Annotated in this window: 20 protein-coding genes; 12 read left to right on the top strand and 8 right to left on the bottom strand. The window is 37.0% G+C overall.

Annotated features, from left to right (window positions below; all coding sequences use genetic code 11):
- Window positions 1-11: 11 nt before the first annotated feature.
- Both M899_RS05235 and M899_RS05240 read right to left on the bottom strand, forming a co-directional pair.
- On the bottom strand, window positions 12-1,364 hold the full coding sequence (locus tag M899_RS05235; protein ID WP_021270384.1) for a TolC family protein: 1,353 nt from the start codon (window positions 1,362-1,364) through the stop codon (window positions 12-14).
- A complete protein-coding gene (locus M899_RS05240) occupies window positions 1,349-4,471 on the bottom strand; it encodes an efflux RND transporter permease subunit (RefSeq protein ID WP_021270367.1) in 3,123 nt (1,040 codons plus the stop codon). The genes M899_RS05235 and M899_RS05240 overlap by 16 nt, the downstream gene beginning before the upstream one ends.
- 215 nt (window positions 4,472-4,686) lie before the next feature.
- On the opposite strand from M899_RS05240, the gene M899_RS05245 reads away from it, so the two are divergent.
- Together M899_RS05245 and M899_RS05250 are read left to right on the top strand one after the other, a co-directional pair.
- Window positions 4,687-5,073 carry a hypothetical protein gene (locus M899_RS05245; RefSeq protein ID WP_021270389.1) on the top strand — a complete coding sequence of 129 codons (387 nt, stop codon included), beginning with the start codon at window positions 4,687-4,689 and terminating at the stop codon, window positions 5,071-5,073.
- 198 nt (window positions 5,074-5,271) lie between these two features.
- Window positions 5,272-5,826 (top strand): TMEM165/GDT1 family protein, encoded by a 555-nt coding sequence (locus tag M899_RS05250; protein WP_021270363.1) that lies wholly within the window; start codon window positions 5,272-5,274, stop codon window positions 5,824-5,826.
- 51 nt (window positions 5,827-5,877) lie between these two features.
- Here the strand turns inward: M899_RS05250 and M899_RS05255 are convergent, their stop codons facing one another.
- Window positions 5,878-6,189 (bottom strand): RNA recognition motif domain-containing protein, encoded by a 312-nt coding sequence (locus M899_RS05255; protein WP_021270378.1) that lies wholly within the window; start codon window positions 6,187-6,189, stop codon window positions 5,878-5,880.
- Between the two features lie 275 nt (window positions 6,190-6,464).
- On the opposite strand from M899_RS05255, the gene M899_RS05260 reads away from it, so the two are divergent.
- Together M899_RS05260 and M899_RS05265 are read left to right on the top strand one after the other, a co-directional pair.
- Window positions 6,465-7,574, top strand: a complete 1,110-nt coding sequence (locus tag M899_RS05260) for an imelysin family protein (protein ID WP_021270372.1) — start codon at window positions 6,465-6,467, stop codon at window positions 7,572-7,574.
- Window positions 7,575-7,584: 10 nt separating this feature from the next.
- Window positions 7,585-8,973, top strand: a complete 1,389-nt coding sequence (locus tag M899_RS05265) for a di-heme oxidoreductase family protein (RefSeq protein WP_021270377.1) — start codon at window positions 7,585-7,587, stop codon at window positions 8,971-8,973.
- 28 nt (window positions 8,974-9,001) lie between these two features.
- On the opposite strand, the gene M899_RS05270 is transcribed toward M899_RS05265, so the two are convergent.
- Together M899_RS05270 and M899_RS05275 are read right to left on the bottom strand one after the other, a co-directional pair.
- Window positions 9,002-10,141: a M12 family metallopeptidase gene (locus tag M899_RS05270; RefSeq protein ID WP_021270373.1), complete on the bottom strand. Its 1,140-nt coding sequence runs from the start codon at window positions 10,139-10,141 to the stop codon at window positions 9,002-9,004.
- Between the two features lie 179 nt (window positions 10,142-10,320).
- Complete coding sequence (locus M899_RS05275) at window positions 10,321-10,824, bottom strand: hypothetical protein (RefSeq protein ID WP_021270364.1); 504 nt, start codon at window positions 10,822-10,824, stop codon at window positions 10,321-10,323.
- Between the two features lie 181 nt (window positions 10,825-11,005).
- On the opposite strand from M899_RS05275, the gene M899_RS05280 reads away from it, so the two are divergent.
- Window positions 11,006-11,590, top strand: a complete 585-nt coding sequence (locus tag M899_RS05280; protein ID WP_021270391.1) for a hypothetical protein — start codon at window positions 11,006-11,008, stop codon at window positions 11,588-11,590.
- Window positions 11,591-11,628: 38 nt separating this feature from the next.
- Here M899_RS05280 and M899_RS05285 read toward each other — a convergent pair whose 3' ends face one another.
- Window positions 11,629-12,552: a cytidylyltransferase gene (locus M899_RS05285; RefSeq protein ID WP_021270380.1), complete on the bottom strand. Its 924-nt coding sequence runs from the start codon at window positions 12,550-12,552 to the stop codon at window positions 11,629-11,631.
- A gap of 245 nt (window positions 12,553-12,797) precedes the next feature.
- Between M899_RS05285 and M899_RS05290 the strand changes: the two genes are divergently transcribed.
- Genes M899_RS05290 through M899_RS05300 form a run of 3 tightly spaced genes read left to right on the top strand, consistent with a single transcriptional unit; the run spans window position 12,798 to window position 14,656 of the window.
- Window positions 12,798-13,082 (top strand): hypothetical protein, encoded by a 285-nt coding sequence (locus M899_RS05290; protein WP_021270382.1) that lies wholly within the window; start codon window positions 12,798-12,800, stop codon window positions 13,080-13,082.
- A 19-nt stretch (window positions 13,083-13,101) separates the two neighbouring features.
- Window positions 13,102-13,899: a DUF692 domain-containing protein gene (locus tag M899_RS05295; protein WP_255345071.1), complete on the top strand. Its 798-nt coding sequence runs from the start codon at window positions 13,102-13,104 to the stop codon at window positions 13,897-13,899.
- 1 nt (window position 13,900) lies between these two features.
- Entirely contained in the window at window positions 13,901-14,656 is a 756-nt protein-coding gene (locus tag M899_RS05300) for an HvfC/BufC N-terminal domain-containing protein (RefSeq protein ID WP_021270376.1), read from the top strand.
- Here the strand turns inward: M899_RS05300 and M899_RS05305 are convergent.
- Entirely contained in the window at window positions 14,634-15,044 is a 411-nt protein-coding gene (locus tag M899_RS05305; RefSeq protein ID WP_021270385.1) for an MAPEG family protein, read from the bottom strand. The genes M899_RS05300 and M899_RS05305 overlap by 23 nt on opposite strands.
- A gap of 136 nt (window positions 15,045-15,180) precedes the next feature.
- Here M899_RS05305 and M899_RS05310 point away from each other — a divergent pair, with 136 nt between their 5' ends.
- Window positions 15,181-16,389: a Bcr/CflA family multidrug efflux MFS transporter gene (locus tag M899_RS05310; RefSeq protein ID WP_021270392.1), complete on the top strand. Its 1,209-nt coding sequence runs from the start codon at window positions 15,181-15,183 to the stop codon at window positions 16,387-16,389.
- Here M899_RS05310 and M899_RS05315 read toward each other — a convergent pair.
- Entirely contained in the window at window positions 16,366-18,039 is a 1,674-nt protein-coding gene (locus tag M899_RS05315; protein WP_021270381.1) for a response regulator, read from the bottom strand. The genes M899_RS05310 and M899_RS05315 overlap by 24 nt on opposite strands.
- 277 nt (window positions 18,040-18,316) lie before the next feature.
- On the opposite strand from M899_RS05315, the gene M899_RS17535 reads away from it, so the two are divergent.
- The 3 genes from M899_RS17535 to M899_RS05330 form a co-directional block, all read left to right on the top strand.
- Window positions 18,317-18,799 (top strand): DUF4402 domain-containing protein, encoded by a 483-nt coding sequence (locus M899_RS17535; protein WP_021270368.1) that lies wholly within the window; start codon window positions 18,317-18,319, stop codon window positions 18,797-18,799.
- A 115-nt stretch (window positions 18,800-18,914) separates the two neighbouring features.
- A complete protein-coding gene (locus M899_RS17540) occupies window positions 18,915-19,700 on the top strand; it encodes a molecular chaperone (RefSeq protein WP_021270390.1) in 786 nt (261 codons plus the stop codon).
- Window positions 19,685-20,218, top strand: a 534-nt coding sequence (locus tag M899_RS05330) for a hypothetical protein (RefSeq protein WP_021270360.1), incomplete at its 3' end; no start/stop codon positions are given. The genes M899_RS17540 and M899_RS05330, both read left to right, overlap by 16 nt.

The raw sequence follows: 20,218 nt of genomic DNA on the forward strand, positions 1-20,218 counted from the left end.
GTGTCAGCTTTTTAGTCAATCAGGCCATCTGTCGCTGCAAGGTACTCAATGACAAGCTTGTTGTAGGCCATTTGCTCACTAATATAGGCCTTCTTATAGGTCGCTCTATTATTACGCGATGTAATGAGCTCCTCGAGGTCCATTCGACCATTTTCATAGCGCTTTGTATCCTCATTCACAATACTCTCAGACAGTTCAGCTTTTTCTTTAGCGAGTTTAAGCTTTTTTTGTTTGTTAGCAATCTCAAGTTCGAGGCCTGCAAGTTCCGAGAGCATTTCTGAGATATAGTTTTGTTTTTCTAAACGAGCTTTGATGTAATTATAGTTGGCCTCTTTTTCAAGAGCATTTTGTGTCGTATCTCCAAAAGGGATATCTACGCGAAGACCAATGAGCATTTCTTCATTTTTCACCGTCGTCGCATATCTTTTTGAGTCATCCATGCTTGCGCCTGCAATGAGGCTTGCACTGATGCCGCCATTATTCTTTTCGATTTCAAGATTTACTTTGCTATTTTGTAAGCCCGTATCTTTGATTTTAAAAGATCGCAAACCTTCGAGTTCTTCTCTGGTTCTTGGAGTTTTTTTCATTTTTTTATGAAAATCAAACTCAAACTCAGGAACTTCTTTTGAAATTTCTTGGCCGATATAAGCAGAGAGGGTTTGAATGGTCTTATGATAAGCAGTCTCGCTCTCAAGAAGCTCATCTTCGCGTACGAGCATTTGCAATTTTGCTCTTTTTAAATCCGTATCCGTTGCGACACTTTTTTTCCTTTTCGCAAGGACTTGGCCATAAAGTTTTTTTGCTTCTTCAAAGATCTCTTTTGAACTTCTAAGCTCCGTGAAAAGTCTCCCTAAATCAAAATAGGCCTCAAGTCTTTCTTTTACGTAATCCTCATAACTTTCTTTGATCTGTAGGTCCATGACTTGGACTTCACTCTCTAGTAGGGACTTTTTCATTCTTGTATTTGAGCCAAGCCCGTCATTGAAAATTTTTTGCTCAAGTTCCACTTTGGTGATGGTTTCTTCTCGATCAGATAAATTATTTTGTGAGCGCGATAGGGATAGTGAAGTTCCCGATTCAATGAAGTCCTTTGAAAGACTCACAGTAGTTTGGTTTGTATTTGCGCTATCATCAAGGGCAAAACCATATTCCGTTGTTGCAGATAAGAGAAGCTCTCTTGAAGGAAGGCCCTTGTCTACATGATAATCTTTTTTAAGATTGTCATTGATGATCATTTCAAATTGCGGATCATTCTTTTTTAAAAGATCAATATACTTAGAAATAGTTAATGTCGGTTTTTGAGCATAAACACTATTGCTAATGATTAGAAGTAAGAGTGTTTTTGTAATTATGCTTTTTTCCATAAAGTCCTCAATTGTACAAAATAAGAATATAGGCATGGCACTAAAAGTAAGGTGATGAACATGGCAAATAAAAGCCCCCACGCCATAGCGAGCATCATCTCGGCAAGCATGGAATCATAGCCACCAACCCCATAGGCCGTTGGGAAAAGTCCTGTTACGGTGGTTAATGTCGTTACAACAACCGCCCTAAGTCTCGTCGCAGAAATTTTTGCAACTTGAGCAAATAGGTTTTTCTTATCACTTGTTTCTTTATAGTCTTCTTCAAGTTTATCGAGAAGAACAATAGAGTCGTTGATAACAATACCAATCATTCCGAGTGTCCCTACGACTGCAAAGAAGCCAAATTGCATCATGCCATGGGCATAAAAGCTGAAGATAACGCCCACAATCCCAAAAGGAATAATCGTACCTATTAATAAGGGAGTAACCATAGAATTGAAAAGAAAAATAAGAAGAAAATAAATTAACCCTAGAACGAGAACAATGGAGATTCCAAAGTCTGATTGAGCCTCGCGAGAATCTTGGATTTCTCCACGGAAATTTAGGTTTGTAGACGGGGAGTGTTGAAGTATTTCTGGAAAAACTTCATTCTCCAAAAGTTCGGCCACTTCAAGGGGAGTGATTTTTGCTCCTTCTTTAATATCTGCATAGATAAAATTGGCGCGCTTGAAATTTGTTCTTTGAATATTTGAAGGTTTTTTCCCCTTCACGGCGTCTACGAGTTCACGCAGAGGAACAAGGTAATTACCGCTATTAGAAATATTTAAATCTAATATCGTTTCGATTTCTTTTTTGTTTTCTTCTAATGTCGTAAGTTTTACGTCAATTTCTTCATCACCTTTTCTAAGGGTATAAAGAACTGAACCCTGTATATAGGCCCTCAGTGAACTTGAGAGTTTTGAAAAGTCTACATTCAGTCTTGTGATCTCATCTTTTTTCGGCACCATGAGGTATTCATCTTTAAGAAGTGGTTTTTCTATTTCGACGTTACTTAGGAGCTCTATTTTATCCATCTTCTCTTTGAGTTTGTTGAGAACTTCATTGCGAGTCTCATCATTATTTTCTTGAACTTCAATCGCAATAGGACTGCCACTGCTAGAACCAAATCTACTTTTTAGAAAGCGAACTTCTGAAAAACCTGCGAGTGCCTTTGTTTGGGTCTCTAGCTCCTTGAGGTACTTATTTAGAGAAATTTTTCTTTCAGATGGGGGAGTTACTTCAACTCTAAGAGTTGCCTCATTTTCTTTAACTTCGCCACCACGTCTACTTTGTCCAATACTTGTTCTGATTGATGTAACAATAGCGTGAGGATCTTTTAAAATAATACTCTCTACTTCAGAAACTTTCTTTGCCATCTCTAGTCTTTTTAGATTTTCTGTGGCCACGACTTTGAGAGTGAAGTCTCTAGCTTCTTCTCTTGGAAACATGACATAACGAAGTTTTTCTTTGTAAATATACCCTGATGCCGCAAGCATAACTGCGAAGAAGATAAAAATAATACCTCTTAAGGGCAAAAGTTTAAGAAGTAATCTTTCAAACTTTACTTCCAAAACATGAATATATTTCTCTCTGAAAAGAGAAATGTAGTTCTTCTTGAAGAATTTTTTGTAGAGATCTTCTCCGGGTAATTTATGAATCATGTGAGAAGGAAGAATAAATGTTGATTCTATCAAACTTGCAAATAGCATTAAAAAGATAACTGCGGGAATGAACTTTACGAATAAACTAAATCGCCCTGAAAAAAAGTATAGAGGGATAAAGGCCGCACAAGTTGTAAGCATACTGGCAATAATTGGTAAAATAACTCGACTCGTGCCTTCAACAGCAGACTTAGTTGGAGAGTTTCCATGGTGTTCTTCTCTTGAAATATTTTCTGCCACAATAATGGCATCGTCTACTACGATTCCAAGAACAATAATAATTGCAGCAAGGGTCATATTATTGATGGTGTAGCCCATTAGGTAACAGCCTATAAGTGTGAAGGCCAATGAAAAAGGAATCCCCATACCAACCCAAACACCTGATCTGAAATCTAAGAAAATAAAGAGAATAGCAACAATTAGAATGAATCCGATAAGTCCGTTGGCCCCAATTAGTTCAAGTCTATTTCTCACGTCATAGGACTCGTCATCAATGAGAACCATTCCAACAGGAGAGTTGGGATTATTTTTTTGATAGCTTTCTAGAAATTTAACAATTGATTTTTGTGCGGAAATAATATCTGCAGCATTATTTTTTTTGATATTGAGAAGAATACCTTCGCGCCCTTGAATTTTTGTAATGGAATTAGATTTTGCAAAACCTTTTTCGATAATGGCCACATCTTTCAAGTAGATTTTCTTGGCACTAAAGCTATTGCTGACAATGACTTTTTCGAGAGCTTCAACTGTGTCTAGCTCTGATTGCAAAGTAATCTCAGTTTCGGCCTTGTCTTCCATGCTTCCAATAGGTGATCGGATATGTTGCTTTTGGATTTGATCTTTAACTTCAGCAAGAGATATTTCAAATTGCTTTAATTTCTCTGGTAGAATTTTAATATGAATTTCTGGCAAGCGGTATCCACTTTCATCAACATTACTGATCTCTTTTAAGTTGATCAGCCTATTTTTTATGGCCAGAGCATGTTTTTGAAGTAGTTCCCTAGATTTGACGGTATGTATTTCTGTATCTTTTAAATAAAGACCAATATCAATGATGGCCTTCTCTGAACTTTTGAATTGTCTATAGACTGGTCTTTCCACATCCATTGGAAGGTCAACCTTATCAACCGCATCTTTTACTTCTTGTATTTTCTCAGAAAGGTTCTCAACTGTTGGCTCAAAGACCACAGAGAAGCTTGCTGAGCCAAACGAAGCACTAGCAGTCACTTCATCGAGTCCACTTAGGCCTTTAAGTTCTTCTTCAACCGGTCTTATCATAAAATGCTCAACATCTTCTGCCGCAGCTCCAGGATATGAAATGGAGATACGAACTGAGTTAAAAGAAAACTCTGGCATTTCTTCTTTTCCGATGCGAAACCAGAAAAAAATTGATGCGAGAACGAGTCCGAACATGATGATATTTGCGTAGAGTGGTCTATGGGAAAAAAATGAGATGAGTCTTTTCATTGAAAGAAACCTTGTGAGGTTATTAACTCTGTTAGTATGACATAGAGTGAAGGTGTAAGGGCACATAATTACACAATTCTTACAAAAAGATACAAATTGTTACAATTGCGCTTTTAACTCTTAGAACTTTGGTAAAGCGGTATATTAAACCCTAGCATTGTGGCCTTTTATTTTTTCAGTAGAATAGATTTAATACTAAGAAATGGAGTTTTTAGATGAGAAAATTAATTTTCGTTTCATGCCTATTGATGAGCTATTTCTCAAATGCACAGATGAAACCTAAAAGAGTTGCACTCTTTGATTGTGCCCATATGAAAGACGGAACTAATGTTGAGAGAATTATTGTTCATCAATCAAAACTTGGTAAGAGAGAATTTTATGAGGCCGAGACAGTGCTACTTGAATATGGTCACTATAGAAATGAGTTTAAAAAGGTTAACAAAGTTTCCAAATTCGATGAGCGAGTTCTTGAATTTTCAAACAGCTCATTACTTCTCAAAATAAATAAAGTTCGTGAAAAAGAAGGCAAGTATTGGGCAGCAGCGCGCCTGTCCAATTATGATATTCATTCAGTAGATTGGACTTGCAAAGATGCCCTATAGCATTTAGTATGAAGGGGTTAGGGAGTAGCCCCCTCATCCAAAAAAATTGTTGTAATTGGTCGACATACTGGTGTTATCACCCGGTCAATTAGCAGATTCACTCTGTGGGCGAGACTAGCATGGAATAATTATTAATTATTGCCGTGCTGTTGTGTTTCCTAATGAATCATACTCACGGCATGTAAACTGTGAGGTCCTGTGGAAGCTATCATCAATTCATTCTTTCTCGTTTCTATCGCCGAAATTGGTGACAAAACTCAATTGCTCTCTTTTATTTTAGCGAGTCGCTTTAAGAAACCTTTGCCTATTATTGCAGGTATTTTTGTCGCCACAATATTTAATCATTGGCTGGCCGCAATCTTTGGTGAGTTTGCTGGAGACTTTATCAATCCTGAGTATCAACGATGGATCCTCGCAGGAATATTCTTTGTTTTTGGTTTGTGGATTTTGATCCCTGATAAAGATGATGGCCTTAACACTAAAAGCTCATTTGGGGCCTTTGTAACGACGTTTATTAGCTTTTTTATTGCAGAGATGGGAGATAAGACTCAGCTTGCGACCGTGGCACTAGGGGCCCAATACAAAGCTAGTATTGATGTCACTATAGGGACAACTCTTGGAATGCTAGCGGCCAATGTTCCGGCCGTTTTACTAGGGGAGAAAATTTTGAAGAAGCTTCCTCTAAAATATATCCGCTACACAGCTTGCGCACTTTTTATGGCCTTTGCCATTTACATTGCATTCTTCTCATAAAAAAAAAGGCCAAGCATATGCTTGGCCTTCTCTTTCAATTTTTTTTGAAAATTAGAAACGGTTTCCGCCTCTTGGACCACCACGGTGACCGCCACCTCTGTTGTTGTCTCTAGGAGCTTGTGGCTTAGCTTCGTTAACTGTAAGGTTTCTACCGTTGAAGTCTTTACCGTTAAGAGCTTCGATAGCACTTGCAGCTTCATCGTCAGATGACATTTCTACGAAACCAAAACCTTTGCTTCTTCCAGTGTCACGATCAGTGATGATTTTTGCTGATTCTACGTTTCCGAAGTCAGCAAAAGCGCTAGCTAGATCGTCGTTAGAGATTGTGTAAGGTAGGTTACCTACGTAAATTTTCTTTCCCATAATATTCCTCTCTGGATGGGTTAAGGACCGGCTAGAAGAGGAATACTGTCAAGAAACAAATATACTCAAACAAGGACGGTGCGTTAATCAAACTCGAAAACTTATTCTCGAGATAATTTTTTTATATAACTGAATAGAATTTGAGTCAAGCACCTGTTATTTCGGAATTCAATCTTAAGAAAAATTTTTAAAAAACGAATTGATGTTTTAACTCTGTTTGTGCTATCAAACAAATGTTAAGAAAAGCGTCCGACTGTTTACCAAAGGAGACAGATTTGAAGAATATAATTATTAATTCATTGATTTTATTAGGATTAGTATCAAGTTCGTTTGCATCTTCAACAAGTGAAGAGGCCTTAAAAACAAGTATAAAGGGATATAGCGATCATGTTTACGGTCAATATGTCGAAAGTTTAGACAGAGCGAAAGTTCTACGCGATAGCTTAAAATTATTTACTGATGCCCCAAGTGTAATGACTCAAGAAATGGCCAAAAAGGCCTGGATTAGTGCCCGTGAAGTTTATGGTCAAACTGAAGTATTTAGGTTTTACGGCGGACCAATTGACAATGATGAAGGTCCAGAGGGTCTTTTAAATGCATGGCCTCTAGATGAAGCCTATATTGATTACGTTGAAGGTGCACCAAACGCTGGAATTATCAATAATGTTTCAGATTTTCCGGAAATTACAAAAGAACTATTAACTTCATTAAATGAGCTTGATGGTGAAAAAAATGTTTCAACAGGCTACCACGCAATTGAATTTCTTCTATGGGGCCAAGATATGTACGCTGATGGTGCTGGAAGAAGAAGCTATGAAGACTATATCGAGGCCTATGCTCCAAATGCAAAAAGAAGATCACAGTATTTGAATATTGCCGCCGATCTTCTTGTTGAGCATCTCTCTTCTCTTGTTGAGCAGTGGAGTGATAATAAAAATAATTACAGAACAACGTTTGAATCAGATAACAAAAAAGAAACTCTTAAAAAAATTCTGTCTGGCCTTATCTTCATGGCCGGTGATGAACTTTCTGGTGAGAGAATGTATGTTGCCTATGAAACTATGGGACAAGAGGATGAGCACTCATGCTTCTCTGACATGACTCATATGGATATCATTTGGAATTACCTTGGGCTTGAGAATGTAATTACGGCCACAGGTGTTCTTGAACTTCCAGAATTAAAAGGAAGTGCACTTGTTTCACAAGTTAAAGAAAGAATGGCCACAGTAAATAAACTACTTCATTCAATTCCTGCTCCTTTTGATCAAGCTATTTTAAGTGAAGAGGGAAGAGCAATTATTCTTTCTTCTGTTGAGGAGCTTGAGCTCCTGGCAGCAGAGCTAGTAAAGGTTTCAGAAGTACTTGGTGCAAAAGTAGATTTCTAAGGAAATTAAAATGACTAAATCATTCATTCTAGGTTCACTTCTTCTAACGACTTTAAACGTGAGCGCAGGAGATATTCCTGCGCTTTCTCATTTAGAAGAATTCCCAGGTGGAAGTGGAACAACATCTGATCTATCTGTGCAGGCCTTTAGTCATCCTCTAAGTGGCACGCGTGGAAAAGATCGTCGTGAGTTTGTTGTTGGAAATAGTTTTTTTCAATCTGTCTGGGTTATGAGTCCTGCATCGACTCTTTTAAGAGATGGTCTTGGTCCTCAGTATAATGCTGTATCCTGTTCGGCATGTCACTTCAAAGATGGAAGAGGAAGAGGGCTTCCTGATTCAGATGGACTCGTTGATATCTCTCTACTTTTTAGATTGAGAGTGAAAAATGCCGATGGCTCTGTTTCTGAACATCCTCATTATGGTGGACAATTTCAACCACAAGGCATTGATGGTGTACAAGGTGAAGGGCAAGTGTATGTGAACTTTGAAGATATCAAAGGTCAGTATGCCGATGGGTCTTCCTATACTTTGAAAAAACCTAATTATACGTTTATGCAACTTCACTATGGAAAACTTGGAGATGATGTCATTGCATCACCTCGAGTTGGGCCACAGATGATTGGTCTTGGTCTGATTGAATCGATTAGAGCTGAAGATATATTAATGAAAGTTGATGAAGATGATAGGGATGGTGACGGAATTTCTGGCCGTGCCAATTGGGTTCACTCAGTTGTTGAAAATAAAAAAGTTCTTGGTCGTTTTGGATGGAAGGCCGGAAAGCCAAGTCTATTAGAACAAAACGCTGCTGCTTTTAATGGAGATATTGGAATTACAAGTCCACTTTTTCCAAATGAAGAATGCACGATCGTTCAAAGAGACTGCCAAAATAATATGACAAGTGATGATATCTCAATGGAGCTTCTTGAAAAAGTGACTTCGTACACACAGCTTTTGTCCGTGCCTAAAAGAAGACATTTTAATTCATCGGCCGTCGTGGCAGGAAGAAAAGTTTTTCATCAAATTAGTTGTCAAAGTTGTCATACTCCAAGTTATAAAACTTCGAGCGATGCTCCTTTCGATGTTTTGCGCGATCAAATGATTTATCCATACTCTGACTTTCTTCTCCATGATATGGGTGATCTTCTTGCTGATGATAAAGGTCAGTATAAGAATGAAGAAGAGGCCATGGCACGAGAATGGAGAACTCCTCCTCTATGGGGAATCGGCATGATTGAAACAGTAAACGGTCATACTCGCTTACTTCATGATGGCCGTGCTCGCTCAATAGAAGAGGCGATCTTATGGCACGATGGAGAAGCAAAGGGATCGAAAGATAAGTTTCTAAAGTTGAGTAAGGTTGATAGAGAAAATTTAATCGAATTTCTCAAAAGTCTATAAACTGCTCCCTTTAGATAGGGGGCAGTTTTTAATAGTCGTAATCGAAACAGATTAATTTTTGAGAATAAATCAACATTTCCTCTAGGCCCATTCCTTCCACATATTCAATACTAGATTCGTTATAAGGCGTCTTTATTAAGGCGCTTGATTTCTCTCGGTCGATTTTAATAAGTGAACATTGATTGCTTGCTACATTTATTGAAAAACCTTCTCTGCAAAACGTAAATGTTTTCAAGTACCCTTGAAATAAAGAAATATCGCCAGGGCCTCTTGCTAAGAGATATTTTTTGCCGTTACTTTCAAAATAAATTTCTTTGCTTGTACTTGAGTCTAGTAGATTTTCAATTCCAGAGTCCGCAATATGACAACCGTTATGTGTATTGTGACTATAGATTGCTTGCGTGAGCCACTGCTTTCTTTCTTTTTCTTCTTGGATGCTAAGTTCCTCAATATCACTGAGCGTGAGAGGTATTTCCTTTGGATAAAGTGAAGAAGCAAAAGATTTGTCCTTAAAAGAAAGCATTCTTGCTTTTGCCCATTCTTCTGGAGATTTAAATTCACGAGCATCTGCAAATTGTCTGTAGTGCATTACTGACGTGGGATCATATTTTGAAAGCTTAAAATCTGATCTTTTAGTGAAGACCTGATTATTGTAATCAGAGTCAAAACCTTCTGGATTATTGAAGCTTACGCGTTCACTTTCTTTGATAAAGTTAACTGAATCTGGATGACTATGCTCATGGGCCAGTCCTATGGCATGTCCTAATTCATGGAGGGCAAGACTTAAAAAGTTTTCAATTGGTCCTGCTGAACCAATTTCTGTATCTTGCTTTCCTAGACCAAAAAAGCCATTTATATCCGTTCCTGCAAGAGAATTTCCAACGGTTGATTCATTATTGAATTTAATAATGATGGTATTTTTTTTAAGGGTCTTTGGAATATCTTTTCCTAGTGTTATCTTATAGATTTTAAACTTTAAGTTTACATACTTCTGCCATGTCTGGGCCGCATGTATGACAGTATTTTTCTCAAAATCTGAACCATTTCTGAAAGCAATATTTAGCGTCTGGCCATTTTTCCATAACTTCTTTTTAAATGCGATTCCAGCATGTGAAGAGTTCACAAACGTGATGAATAAGAGAAACGAAAGGGCTTTGATTTTCTTCATTAAATTAATCACCTGATGCTAAAGTAAGGTCTTTATTTAAAAAAAAGAGCAAATACTATGCCATGAATGGATCGAAATTTCAGCTATGTAGGGGGTTGTGTTTGAAGGGTTACTGATACTTGTATAGATTTTGACTGTTCATAAAAAAGGGCATCGATGATGCCCTTTTCTTATTATATTTATCTTCTATCAAATACTGTTCTTACTGTATTAGACTCGCAAAGCTCATTTTGTGCATCTTCAACAATATGAAGTGCAACGAAACGATAACCTCTTTTTGAAGCCTCGTATTTAACTGAAGAAAGCTTATTATCAAGCCACATTTGACCGTCTAAGCAGTTTTCCATGTCACCATCAGTAACAACTTCAGACGATGAGAGATTAATTCTAACTGTTGTTCTGTCTCTATCATAGAAACCACCGTAGATACATTTTTCTCCGTTTGTGCCTTCGTAATTTGCTTCAACAAGAAATGTATTAAGGTGTTTATCTGCAGAAAGTTGAACGAATTCAATTTTTCTTTCTAGATATTCTTTTGGTGCTCCGAGATATTCGCTAGTGAACTCGCCACAATCGTAACCAACACTTTTTGCGCGAAACGTTGTTCCAGCAGGCAATTTGAATGTTTCAGCTAGAGTAGTGCTTCCAATCATAAGAGAAGCTAAAAATATTAAACCTTTCATGTGAACTCCTTATTTTAATAAGTAATACATATGATAAATTTGTTTGAGTTGTCAAACTTTGTCGTGGTGTCATCTTGATTCCAAATTTGAAGAAAATCTAACTAATTCCCACATTGATTGTAATCACAAAGTTTAATTGCTATTTCTAGATTTAGAGAGAACATTCGAAAAGGAGAAGGGAATGAAGACTTTAATCACAATCGCGCTCGGGTTATCGATTGGAACAAGTGTATTTGCTGCTAATGTTGATAGAGTAGTTAGAAGAGCTAACAACGTTGTAACACTTCTAGAAAGAAGAGCAGATGATTTGTCTCAAAGAGAAGTTGATTTGATTGCTCAAAAGTTGGAAGAAATAACTCAAATTATTTCAGGAAGAACTCCGAACCCTACACCTAGACCTCCGACTTACGGCCAAGTTATTCATCAAGCTGAATGTTGGATTGATGATGATCCTGACTTTGACTTCGGTCAACGCTCTGCTGGAGTTGTTAAAGGAACAATTATGCAAATTGTTTCAGAATGTGAATTTAGAGGACACTCAACTTATCCAAATGGATCTGCTGGGTTAAAAGATCTTGCCGCAATTGATGATACGACTGGATACGACAAATATGAATGTCATGTTGATGACGATCTTGATTTCGATTTTGGTCAAGATGTTATTGGTAATATTTATGGAAATAGTTCTAGAGATGCTACTGAGGCCTGTGCAGCTATTGCGCGTATGATGTATGGTGATAAAGGTTCTTCAGGAATTAGATATTAGATAATAAAAAGGCCAGTATTGAACTGGCCTTTTTTATTTTAGAAAAAATTAAAAGATACTTTTTTGAAACAAGTCGTGATGGAATGACCTTTGATATAGCTCTTGGCCTTTAACCAATAAATTCTTGCTTGAGATTTTTCTAAACTTAAGTACTCCACAGTTTTTCTTACAAAATTTTCTCTCCAAGCTGTTCTTGTTTGCCCTTCTTTAAACTCTGGCATTTCCATATTGGGAAGATCAAATTGCACTCTATAATCTTGCCAATCTTTTTCATAAAGAACTTCGTTAAAGGCCCTTTGTTCAGGAGAGTCTTTATACCATTCGTTTTTCTTAATAACGTCGGCAACAGCAACTGGCAGTGGCCCTAGAGGGTAGTTGCCTTTAGCAATTTCTTTTCTAATAAAGCTAGAAGAAGTTCCATCTTCCATACCTTTTGGTGTCATGATGAGAATATTATCTCTTTGAGGAAAATCAACTTCACCTAATTCAGGTCTTGGCATGATAATCCACTTTCTAACAGTATCGTCTTTTGCTGATTGCGGAAGTAATTCCCAACCATCACCACCAGTAACTCCATAAAGAAGTTTACCGATCTTTTTTTGAATTCTAAATTTCAGAGGCTCTTTTCCATCAACTGGCTCAAGAACAAATTCAACGCTCTTCATTTGCTCTTCTGTAAGAAGATCCGAAAGACCTGCTTTCATCATGGCAAGTCTTTCATCCATTGAGGCCATATAGTTTTTAGGTCCACGCGTATTGAGAACGACATAAACTTTGGCAAAATCATATTCAGTAATCAAAGAAACAACAGTTGCAAGGTGAGAACGAGTCGGGGGATCAAAACTTCCTGGATAAAAGGCGGCCTTGTCCGCTTCTTCGCTGTAGGGTGTATTTAAATTACTCCACTCAGCAAAAACTGGGGCACAAAGTGACAGTAAAACCGAGAGAATTAAAATTCTCATAGATTCGTTCTCCTTTTTTTAGGTAAATTTTCAATTGTCTAATGTGATACTGAGATTTTCTAAATACGCTACGCGTTATTATGTGAAATTATTATAGGTTAGGATCTTTTTGCGTATATTCATGAACTTATCTCGCTCTTTTTATAAGTTTTATTAGACTTATTTAAAGTACAATTAAATGAAGTTTTTTTGTCACAAACGGATTTTGTTCGCCACAAAGGTTTAACATTAACTTGGAGGATTCTATGAACGATCACAAAAAACTATTATTGGCCGCAGCGACTGTAGGATTAATGGGGGCTGCCCCAATGACGATGGCCGCTGAAAAAGGTTCGGAAAAGGTTATGTGCTACGGTGTAAATGGTTGCAAAGGACAAGGTGTTTGCCACGGTAAAGTGGATGCTTGTAGCGGGAAAGAAGGTTGTCAGGCCAGCGTTTCTTGTAAAGGATCAAACAGCTGTAAAGGGAAAGGCTTTGTAAAACTTTCTAAAAAAGAATGTACTGATAAGGGTGGAAAGGTTGGAATGTAATCAATCTTATCCGATTGGGGTGGGGCTTCGCCACACCCATTTTCCCGAATTGGAAGAAAGTTTTTCGAAAGGGGAAAAGATTGGAGTAAATTTTTTCGAAGCTCTTTCTGAAAACTATCTTTCAACTCGTGGCCGTCCTTTCTCAATGTTGATGAAAGTGAGAGAGCATTATCCCATTGCTCTTCACGGTGTCTCAATGTCTATTGCAAGTGAAGAAGAGATAGACTTTGATTATCTTAAAAAATTGAAAGAGCTTTATCGCTTAATTGAACCAGTGATTACTTCGGATCATATGTGCTTTACAGGTATGGCCCATAGTAATCTTCATAATCTCCTACCATTCGCCTATACAGAAGAGAATTTAGAACGAATTGGCGAGCGAGTTCGTATTGTTCAGGACTTTCTTGAGAGACAAATGATTTTTGAAAACTTGTCCGCTTACTTTTCTCTTAAGTCATCTACTATGAGTGAAGCGCAGTTTTTAACACGTCTTTGCGATAATACAGGAGCGGGACTTTTACTTGACGTGAATAATATTTATGTCAATTCATTCAATCAAAAATTTAATGCTGAGACCTATTTAGAACAAACCAATTTTTCTCATGTCAAACAAATGCATTTGGCCGGTTATTCTGATATGACAACGCATTTATTTGATACTCATTCAAGAGAAGTTCAACCTCCGGTGTGGGAGCTTTTTTCAAAGGCCATCGCAAAAACAAAAGTTCCAGTTCTTGTAGAGTGGGACGAAGAAATTCCACAGCTTGCTAAAGTCGTTGAACAGGCACAATTAAGTTATAAATTTGAAGGAAGATAAGATGAAGCAATCTGATTTTGTGGCCTCAGTTTTAAAAGGGGAATTTGTTCGATCTGATATGAGTGAACAAATGATTCCAATTGGCGATCTTACGGCCCAAGATGTCCTTGATATTTACTACAGTGATTATAGTGCGCGTATGAAAGAGGCCATTGGTGAATTTTATGAAACGGTATGGTTTCTTCTTGGAGATGAAGACTTTTTTTCTCTATGTGAAGAGTATATTGATAAGAATCCATCACAGCTTCGCGACTTAAATCAGTATGGTGATGAATTCCCGGCGTTTCTCAAAGCACATGAGCTTTCAATTGATATTCCTTACCTTTTTGAAGTTGCAGAATTTGAAAAGAATTTTTGGAAGCTTTTTCATGCTGATGTTGAAGTTTCGGAGCAAGTTTTTCCACAGAATTTAGAAAATGCTCAATGTCGTTTTTCAAATGGTCTTGTGTTGCTTTCTTTTGATTATAATATTTTGGCATTATGGGATTTAAGAAAAGGCAATATCTCTGAAGAACAGTGGGAGCATGATGTTGATATCAATATCTCTCAGTATATTGTTCTTCGCCGTGAAAAAGATCAAGTCTTCATTCATAGTATTTCTAAAGCTGAACACTCGCTTCTTGTAGAATTGCAAAAAGGAATAAGTGTTGGAGAGGCCCTGAGCTCAGTCGATATTACCAGTGAAGGTGTTTCAAACGTTTTTGCTTTTATTGCAGGACCTCTTAAAGAACATATTAGCTTTGAAAGTAAATCTTAAAAGGTAAGATCAAACAAATAAGGGCCTCACTAGTTAAGATGATAAAAGTTAGGCCCATCGCTTTTACACGCCAGCTAAAATTAGGTTTGCTGGCCGTCTCCTTTACCATCAATGCGTAAGCATGAAGAAGTCTTGAAATAACAATCGCCAATCCTAGTGTTAATGTAAAGGCCATGGGAATTACAATTAAAGTTTCAATTACGTATAAAGCAATAACCATGAGTGGAGCATAGGTAATGAAATTGTTATGGGCACTGGTATAGGCCATGAGCGTTCTATTATTATCATGTCCGTAGGGAATCCTAAGCTTTGAGCGCATTTGTATAGTCTTTATTGCAATGGCCATTGAAATAAAAATTAAGAGAGCAATTGTGATTGATGTGATCATTTTCTTTCCTGAAAAGTGGTTAACAGACTTAATTGAATGTTAATTAATTTTCATTTAAAAATCAAAAAAATACAGAAATTAGGTTGACCGTAAGTGATAATAGGAACAACGTGTAGAAATATACGTGAGGTTATAAATGACATTAAAGTCTGGACAAAATTTGGTTATTCTTCTTCTAGGGCTACTAACAGCTTTTGGCCCTTTAAGTATCGATATGTATCTTCCTGCATTCCCAAAATTAGCAAGTGATCTTGGAGTTGAAATATCTCTTGTTCAATTCTCTCTTGGAGCTTACATCATTGGGATGTCTCTTGGTCAAGTGTTCTATGGCCCACTATCTGACAAGCATGGTCGCAAAAGATCTTTAGTTATTGGTCTTGTGATTTATATTCTCGCCAGCCTTGGATGTCTGTGGGTTGAGTCCATAACAGGGTTGATTGTTCTGAGATTTATTCAAGGGCTTGGGGGCTGTGCAGGTACAGTTATGAGTCGTGCAGTGGTGCGCGATCTTTTTGACGGTGAACAGGCCGCGAAAGTATTTTCATTATTGATGCTCATTATGGGCCTTGCGCCAATTTTAGCGCCAAGCCTGGGTGGCCTTCTTTTAAAAGTGTCTTCATGGAGAATGATTTTTGCCGTGCTATCTACTGTAGGAATCATTGCATTTATTCTCGTCGTAAAACTCTTGCCAGAGACTGTCAGTGAAGAGAATCGAAATCCTCTGGCGTTGAAAGAGGCCTTTGGTAATTATAAAAACATTGTTAAAGATAAAGAATTTGTTGGTTTTCTTTTTGCGGGAGGAATGATTCAAGCTGGTCTTTTCGCTTATATTACAGGTTCGGCCTTTGTCTTTATGAAGATTTTTGGTCTCAATGAATCTCAATACGGAATTGTTTTCGGTATGAATGCTTTCGGTCTTATTTTTTTCTCACAAGTAAATCGCTATTTATTAAATCACTATACAATTAAAGAGATATTAAGAGTGGTTATTGCTGTTAATGCAATTTGTGCTGTTGCTCTTTTTCTTTGTGGTGTGTTTGAAATAGGTGGACTAGTAGGGGTGATGATTCCTCTTTTTATGTGTATGTCTACACTTGGAATGATTTTTCCAAATGCAACGGCCGGTGCTCTTGTTAATCATGCAAAATCTGCAGGAAGTGCTTCGGCCTTACTTGGGACACTGATGATGGCCTTTGGTGCAATTTCAGCATTATGTGTAAGTGCATTTGCTAACGGAACAATCATTCCTATGGTTTCAATTATCATGGTTTGTTCATTAATAAGCTTTAGTGTTTTCTTCTTATTTGTAAAAACTCCTGTTTCAAGAGCGGAACTTATCAATTAAGAGAGTCAAGTGAACACTTGATACAGGTTTTTCTAGAACATCGTTCATTCCATGTTCTAGAAACTCGTTTTTCATCTCCACAGATACATTTGTGGTGATGGCCACTATAGGACAGTCGATCTTAAGATCTTTTCTTAAAATTTTTGTAGCATCAAGTCCGTTAATCCCAGGTAATTGAATATCCATCAAAATAAGATCATAGGCCGTTGTCTTGCAAAGATCGATGGCCTCTTGTCCATCTATGGCCAAGTCAAAATCAATATTTAGATTTTTAATTTGTGTAGCTAAAACTTTTTGATTGATTTCATTATCTTCAACGATAAGAACTCTATTTATTTTTCTCTTTATTCCAGGTGTTTTCAAAAATGGGAATTTGAAAATGAATAGGCTGCCTTGTGGTTTGGAAGCATAGAAAAGAGTTCCCCCAATTGATTGGGCATATTCTTTGGCAAGAGCAAGTCCTAGACCCTGACCAGGAATATTTAAGGCGATGGCCTTGTCTGTGCGATAGAGTCTTTCAAAAATTTTATCTTTCTCATTCTCTCGGATTCCCATTCCTGAGTCTGAGACAGAAATGATGATGGATGTATCATCACTTGAGATCGCCATATTGATAAGACCTTTTTCAGTGAATTTATTTGCGTTTGTTAGAAGTTCATTAAGAACGAATTCAACTTTATTTTTATCTTGAAGAATATTCTTTGGAACATTTGGAGATATTGAATAGATCATTTCATTTTTACTTGTCTTATGTTGGGTCACGATATTTTTAATAAGATAGTGGATATCAATATTATTTTGATTAAATTGAATATGGCCTTCATCAATTTCAAAGAGCTGAGAAACTCGATTAAATGTCTGATTGATTTTATCCATGGAACTTTTTAGATCAAGTAGATCTTCATGATGCAGTCTCTGAGAGATGGCAGATAATGGTGCTTTTAGTTCATTAACCATATTATTTATAAATGAGGACTTCTCACTATTTAATTTTTCTAAGGTTTTAAGCTTTCTTTCGATATAGATGATTTGAACTTTTAATTCTTTAGATAAGGGAAGAAAAATAAAAAAGACTTCCAAGAGAACTACAATGATAAGAAGAACAAAACCTATTTTTTGAACAAGATGGATTGAATTATTTAATTTGTTAAGATCTTCCTCTAGAGTAAAAACTACCTTATCTAAATTTTCTTCTAAATACTTATGAGCATTATCAATCAATTCATTTATTTCATCCTTTTCGATTAGGTTACTGGTAAGATACTTTCTAAGGATTGAAATATGCTCAGACAAGTGAGGCGAAATCTCATTTTTCATGAGGTTCACAGTTTCTTTTTCTTTGATGGTATCTAGAAGGTAGTAGTGTGAAGCCTCATAGAGTTCAATCGTTTCACTAAGAGATCTTTTTATATTGTCGCGACTCTTCTCTTCTGTAGTTTTTTGTAATTTAAGAGTGAGCAGGCAAGACTTTTGAGTGAGCATTCTTTGACGACCACTAATGTTAATAAGATGGGCGTAGTCTTTTTCTTTGTTTGCCAAAAAATCAGTAATAATAAAAACAACACTTAGAATTAGGCCAATTATGGCCATGGCCACTAGCGTGTGACGCTTAAACTTCAGATCAAAGTTTCGTAGGCTCATTCTATGCATCAAAGACAATCTTATCATATAAAATTTATTGTCTACCTTAAGCTTAGAATTAGATAAGCTATGCTTGTGAGAATATGAAATATTTTGTTTTTAAAATAAATGGAATTTGTTTCCTTTTTGAAGTCTAGGGCCTTGCACGTTAAGGTATGAATATTCTTGAATTGTGGCCATTTTGATCTTTTATCAGCATGAATTCACTAAGGAGTTAATTTTTCTTAACCGATAGTTAACTAAACTTAACCATTGCCTAGACGGACTTATGTAAAGGAGATTAGACATGAAAAAAATGATTTTAGGGGCATCTTTATTTGGTGTAGCAACACTTGGACTTATGACAATTGATACGGCAAAGGCCGCTTCAACTACTGCTCAGGCCCTAGCTGTTGTAACGGCCGCAATTAACATCACTCAAGTAGCAGACCTTGATTTTGGAAGTTCTGTTCAAGGTGACGTTGCAAAAACAGTAGCGCCAGCTGATGCAACTGCTGCTGAATTTACTGTTAGTGGTCAACCATCGACGGCCTACACGATTACTCTTCCTGCTGATGGAACTATCACAATGATTACGGGTGGTGGTGCAACTGCTGATGAGCAGATTGCTGTTGATACTTTTGCTTCTTCTCCAGCCGCTGGTGCTAACGGTATGTTAGATGGTACAGGATCAGAAACTTTGAAAGTAGGTGCTACTCGTGCGGCCCTTTCTGGGACACAAGTTGCTGGTAACTATGCTGCAACTTTCACAGTAGACGTAGTTTACTAATTTCCTTCGCTATAGAGGATTGGTCCGCTCTGGGCCAATCTTTCTCTCTATAATATTCCTGAAAATTTGAGACAATAGGTTTATGTTTAAATACCTGAATATATAGGGGTTGTTAATGAAATTTTACCTGCTCATGGCCCTTTGTTTTTGGCCTACTTTAGCCTTTTCTAATCTTCAAGTGTTTCCCACAAAAATTGAATTGAGTTCGCGTGAGAAGTCCTCATCTGTCACGCTTCGAAATCGCAGTGACAAAGTGACGACATATCAAATCAGTGCCGTCTATTACCGCCAAGACATTGAAGGGCGAATGACAAGAGTGACTGATTTGAAAGAGGATGATTTTTCAATAATCGATTTTCTGCGCTTTTCTCCTAGAAGAGTTGTTTTAAAACCTAATCAAGAACAAGTTGTTCGCTTTATGGTGAGAAATACTTCTAAACTCGATGTGGGTGATTATCGGGCCCATATTCGTTTCGAACCAATAGAAGAAGATATTACTAAAGATGGCGGTAGAGACAATTATGTCATGATGAAAATTGATGCAAAAGTGGCCATCAATGTTCCTGTTATTTTTCATCAAGGACGTGCGAAAGGTGAGATAACTCTTGAGAGTTTTTCTATTGTTGAAGATAAAGCAAGTGGACCTTATTTTTTTGTTACGATGAAAAGAAAGGGGCGTATCTTCCCTTACGGAACTTTTAAAATCTTTTATCAAAAAGATAATGAAGAAGAATTAGTTTCGTTAGTTAACGGTGTGAGCTCTTACTTAGATGAAAGGAGATTTCGATTTAACATAGAAGATTTTAGTAAAAAGACAGGGAAGTATATTTTGAAATTTTACCCTGATGAATATTCAAAAATGCCATTGGCCCAAACCGAATATCAATGGAAAAAAGACTAGCTCTTTTACTATTCATTTTTCTTAATCTCACGAGCACATTTGCTCAGAGTATTTCTTATTCTTCTGAAGAGATGGAGAGAATTTTACAGGTTAAAACCGTTGGGGGAATAATCTTATTAGAATCACTCTTTGCCATTGAAAAAAATGGAAAACTTTTTTTTCCTCTCAATGATTTTTTTGAAAGTACGGGACTATCAATTAATCTCTCCAGTGAAAAATTGATGGGAGAAGGTTATGTTGTGCATGAGGATAATCCTATTCGTATAAATTTCAATGAATGTCATTTTGAGTATAAGGGCAAAGTACAGTCATTTGATTGTGGACACTATTTCGAAAGCGCTGAGGGTCTTTTTGCCAGCACTGAGCTTTTAGAGCAAATGCTTCCGATGAAAATCAATATCGACTTACTTGCATCTCTGGTTTTTATTGAATCCGAAGTTACTCTTCCTCCTGTTGCAAAACTAATGAGGGATAAAAGAAAGATTTTTAATTATGTTGAAGATGAAGGTGAAAAAGAA

This window comes from Bacteriovorax sp. BSW11_IV, assembly GCF_000447755.1.
GTDB lineage: Bacteria > Bdellovibrionota > Bacteriovoracia > Bacteriovoracales > Bacteriovoracaceae > BSW11-IV.

What these genes read in the sequence shown, in the direction of transcription:
- M899_RS05235 (WP_021270384.1), bottom strand. Translation starts at nt 1,364, where the DNA reads ATGGAAAAAAGCATAATTACAAAAACACTCTTACTTCTAATCATTAGC.
- M899_RS05240 (WP_021270367.1), bottom strand. Translation starts at nt 4,471, where the DNA reads ATGAAAAGACTCATCTCATTTTTTTCCCATAGACCACTCTACGCAAAT.
- M899_RS05245 (WP_021270389.1), top strand. Translation starts at nt 4,687, where the DNA reads ATGAGAAAATTAATTTTCGTTTCATGCCTATTGATGAGCTATTTCTCA.
- M899_RS05255 (WP_021270378.1), bottom strand. Translation starts at nt 6,189, where the DNA reads ATGGGAAAGAAAATTTACGTAGGTAACCTACCTTACACAATCTCTAAC.
- M899_RS05265 (WP_021270377.1), top strand. Translation starts at nt 7,585, where the DNA reads ATGACTAAATCATTCATTCTAGGTTCACTTCTTCTAACGACTTTAAAC.
- M899_RS05270 (WP_021270373.1), bottom strand. Translation starts at nt 10,141, where the DNA reads ATGAAGAAAATCAAAGCCCTTTCGTTTCTCTTATTCATCACGTTTGTG.
- M899_RS05275 (WP_021270364.1), bottom strand. Translation starts at nt 10,824, where the DNA reads ATGAAAGGTTTAATATTTTTAGCTTCTCTTATGATTGGAAGCACTACT.
- M899_RS05280 (WP_021270391.1), top strand. Translation starts at nt 11,006, where the DNA reads ATGAAGACTTTAATCACAATCGCGCTCGGGTTATCGATTGGAACAAGT.
- M899_RS05285 (WP_021270380.1), bottom strand. Translation starts at nt 12,552, where the DNA reads ATGAGAATTTTAATTCTCTCGGTTTTACTGTCACTTTGTGCCCCAGTT.
- M899_RS05290 (WP_021270382.1), top strand. Translation starts at nt 12,798, where the DNA reads ATGAACGATCACAAAAAACTATTATTGGCCGCAGCGACTGTAGGATTA.
- M899_RS05300 (WP_021270376.1), top strand. Translation starts at nt 13,901, where the DNA reads ATGAAGCAATCTGATTTTGTGGCCTCAGTTTTAAAAGGGGAATTTGTT.
- M899_RS05305 (WP_021270385.1), bottom strand. Translation starts at nt 15,044, where the DNA reads ATGATCACATCAATCACAATTGCTCTCTTAATTTTTATTTCAATGGCC.
- M899_RS05310 (WP_021270392.1), top strand. Translation starts at nt 15,181, where the DNA reads ATGACATTAAAGTCTGGACAAAATTTGGTTATTCTTCTTCTAGGGCTA.
- M899_RS05315 (WP_021270381.1), bottom strand. Translation starts at nt 18,039, where the DNA reads ATGCATAGAATGAGCCTACGAAACTTTGATCTGAAGTTTAAGCGTCAC.
- M899_RS17535 (WP_021270368.1), top strand. Translation starts at nt 18,317, where the DNA reads ATGAAAAAAATGATTTTAGGGGCATCTTTATTTGGTGTAGCAACACTT.
- M899_RS17540 (WP_021270390.1), top strand. Translation starts at nt 18,915, where the DNA reads ATGAAATTTTACCTGCTCATGGCCCTTTGTTTTTGGCCTACTTTAGCC.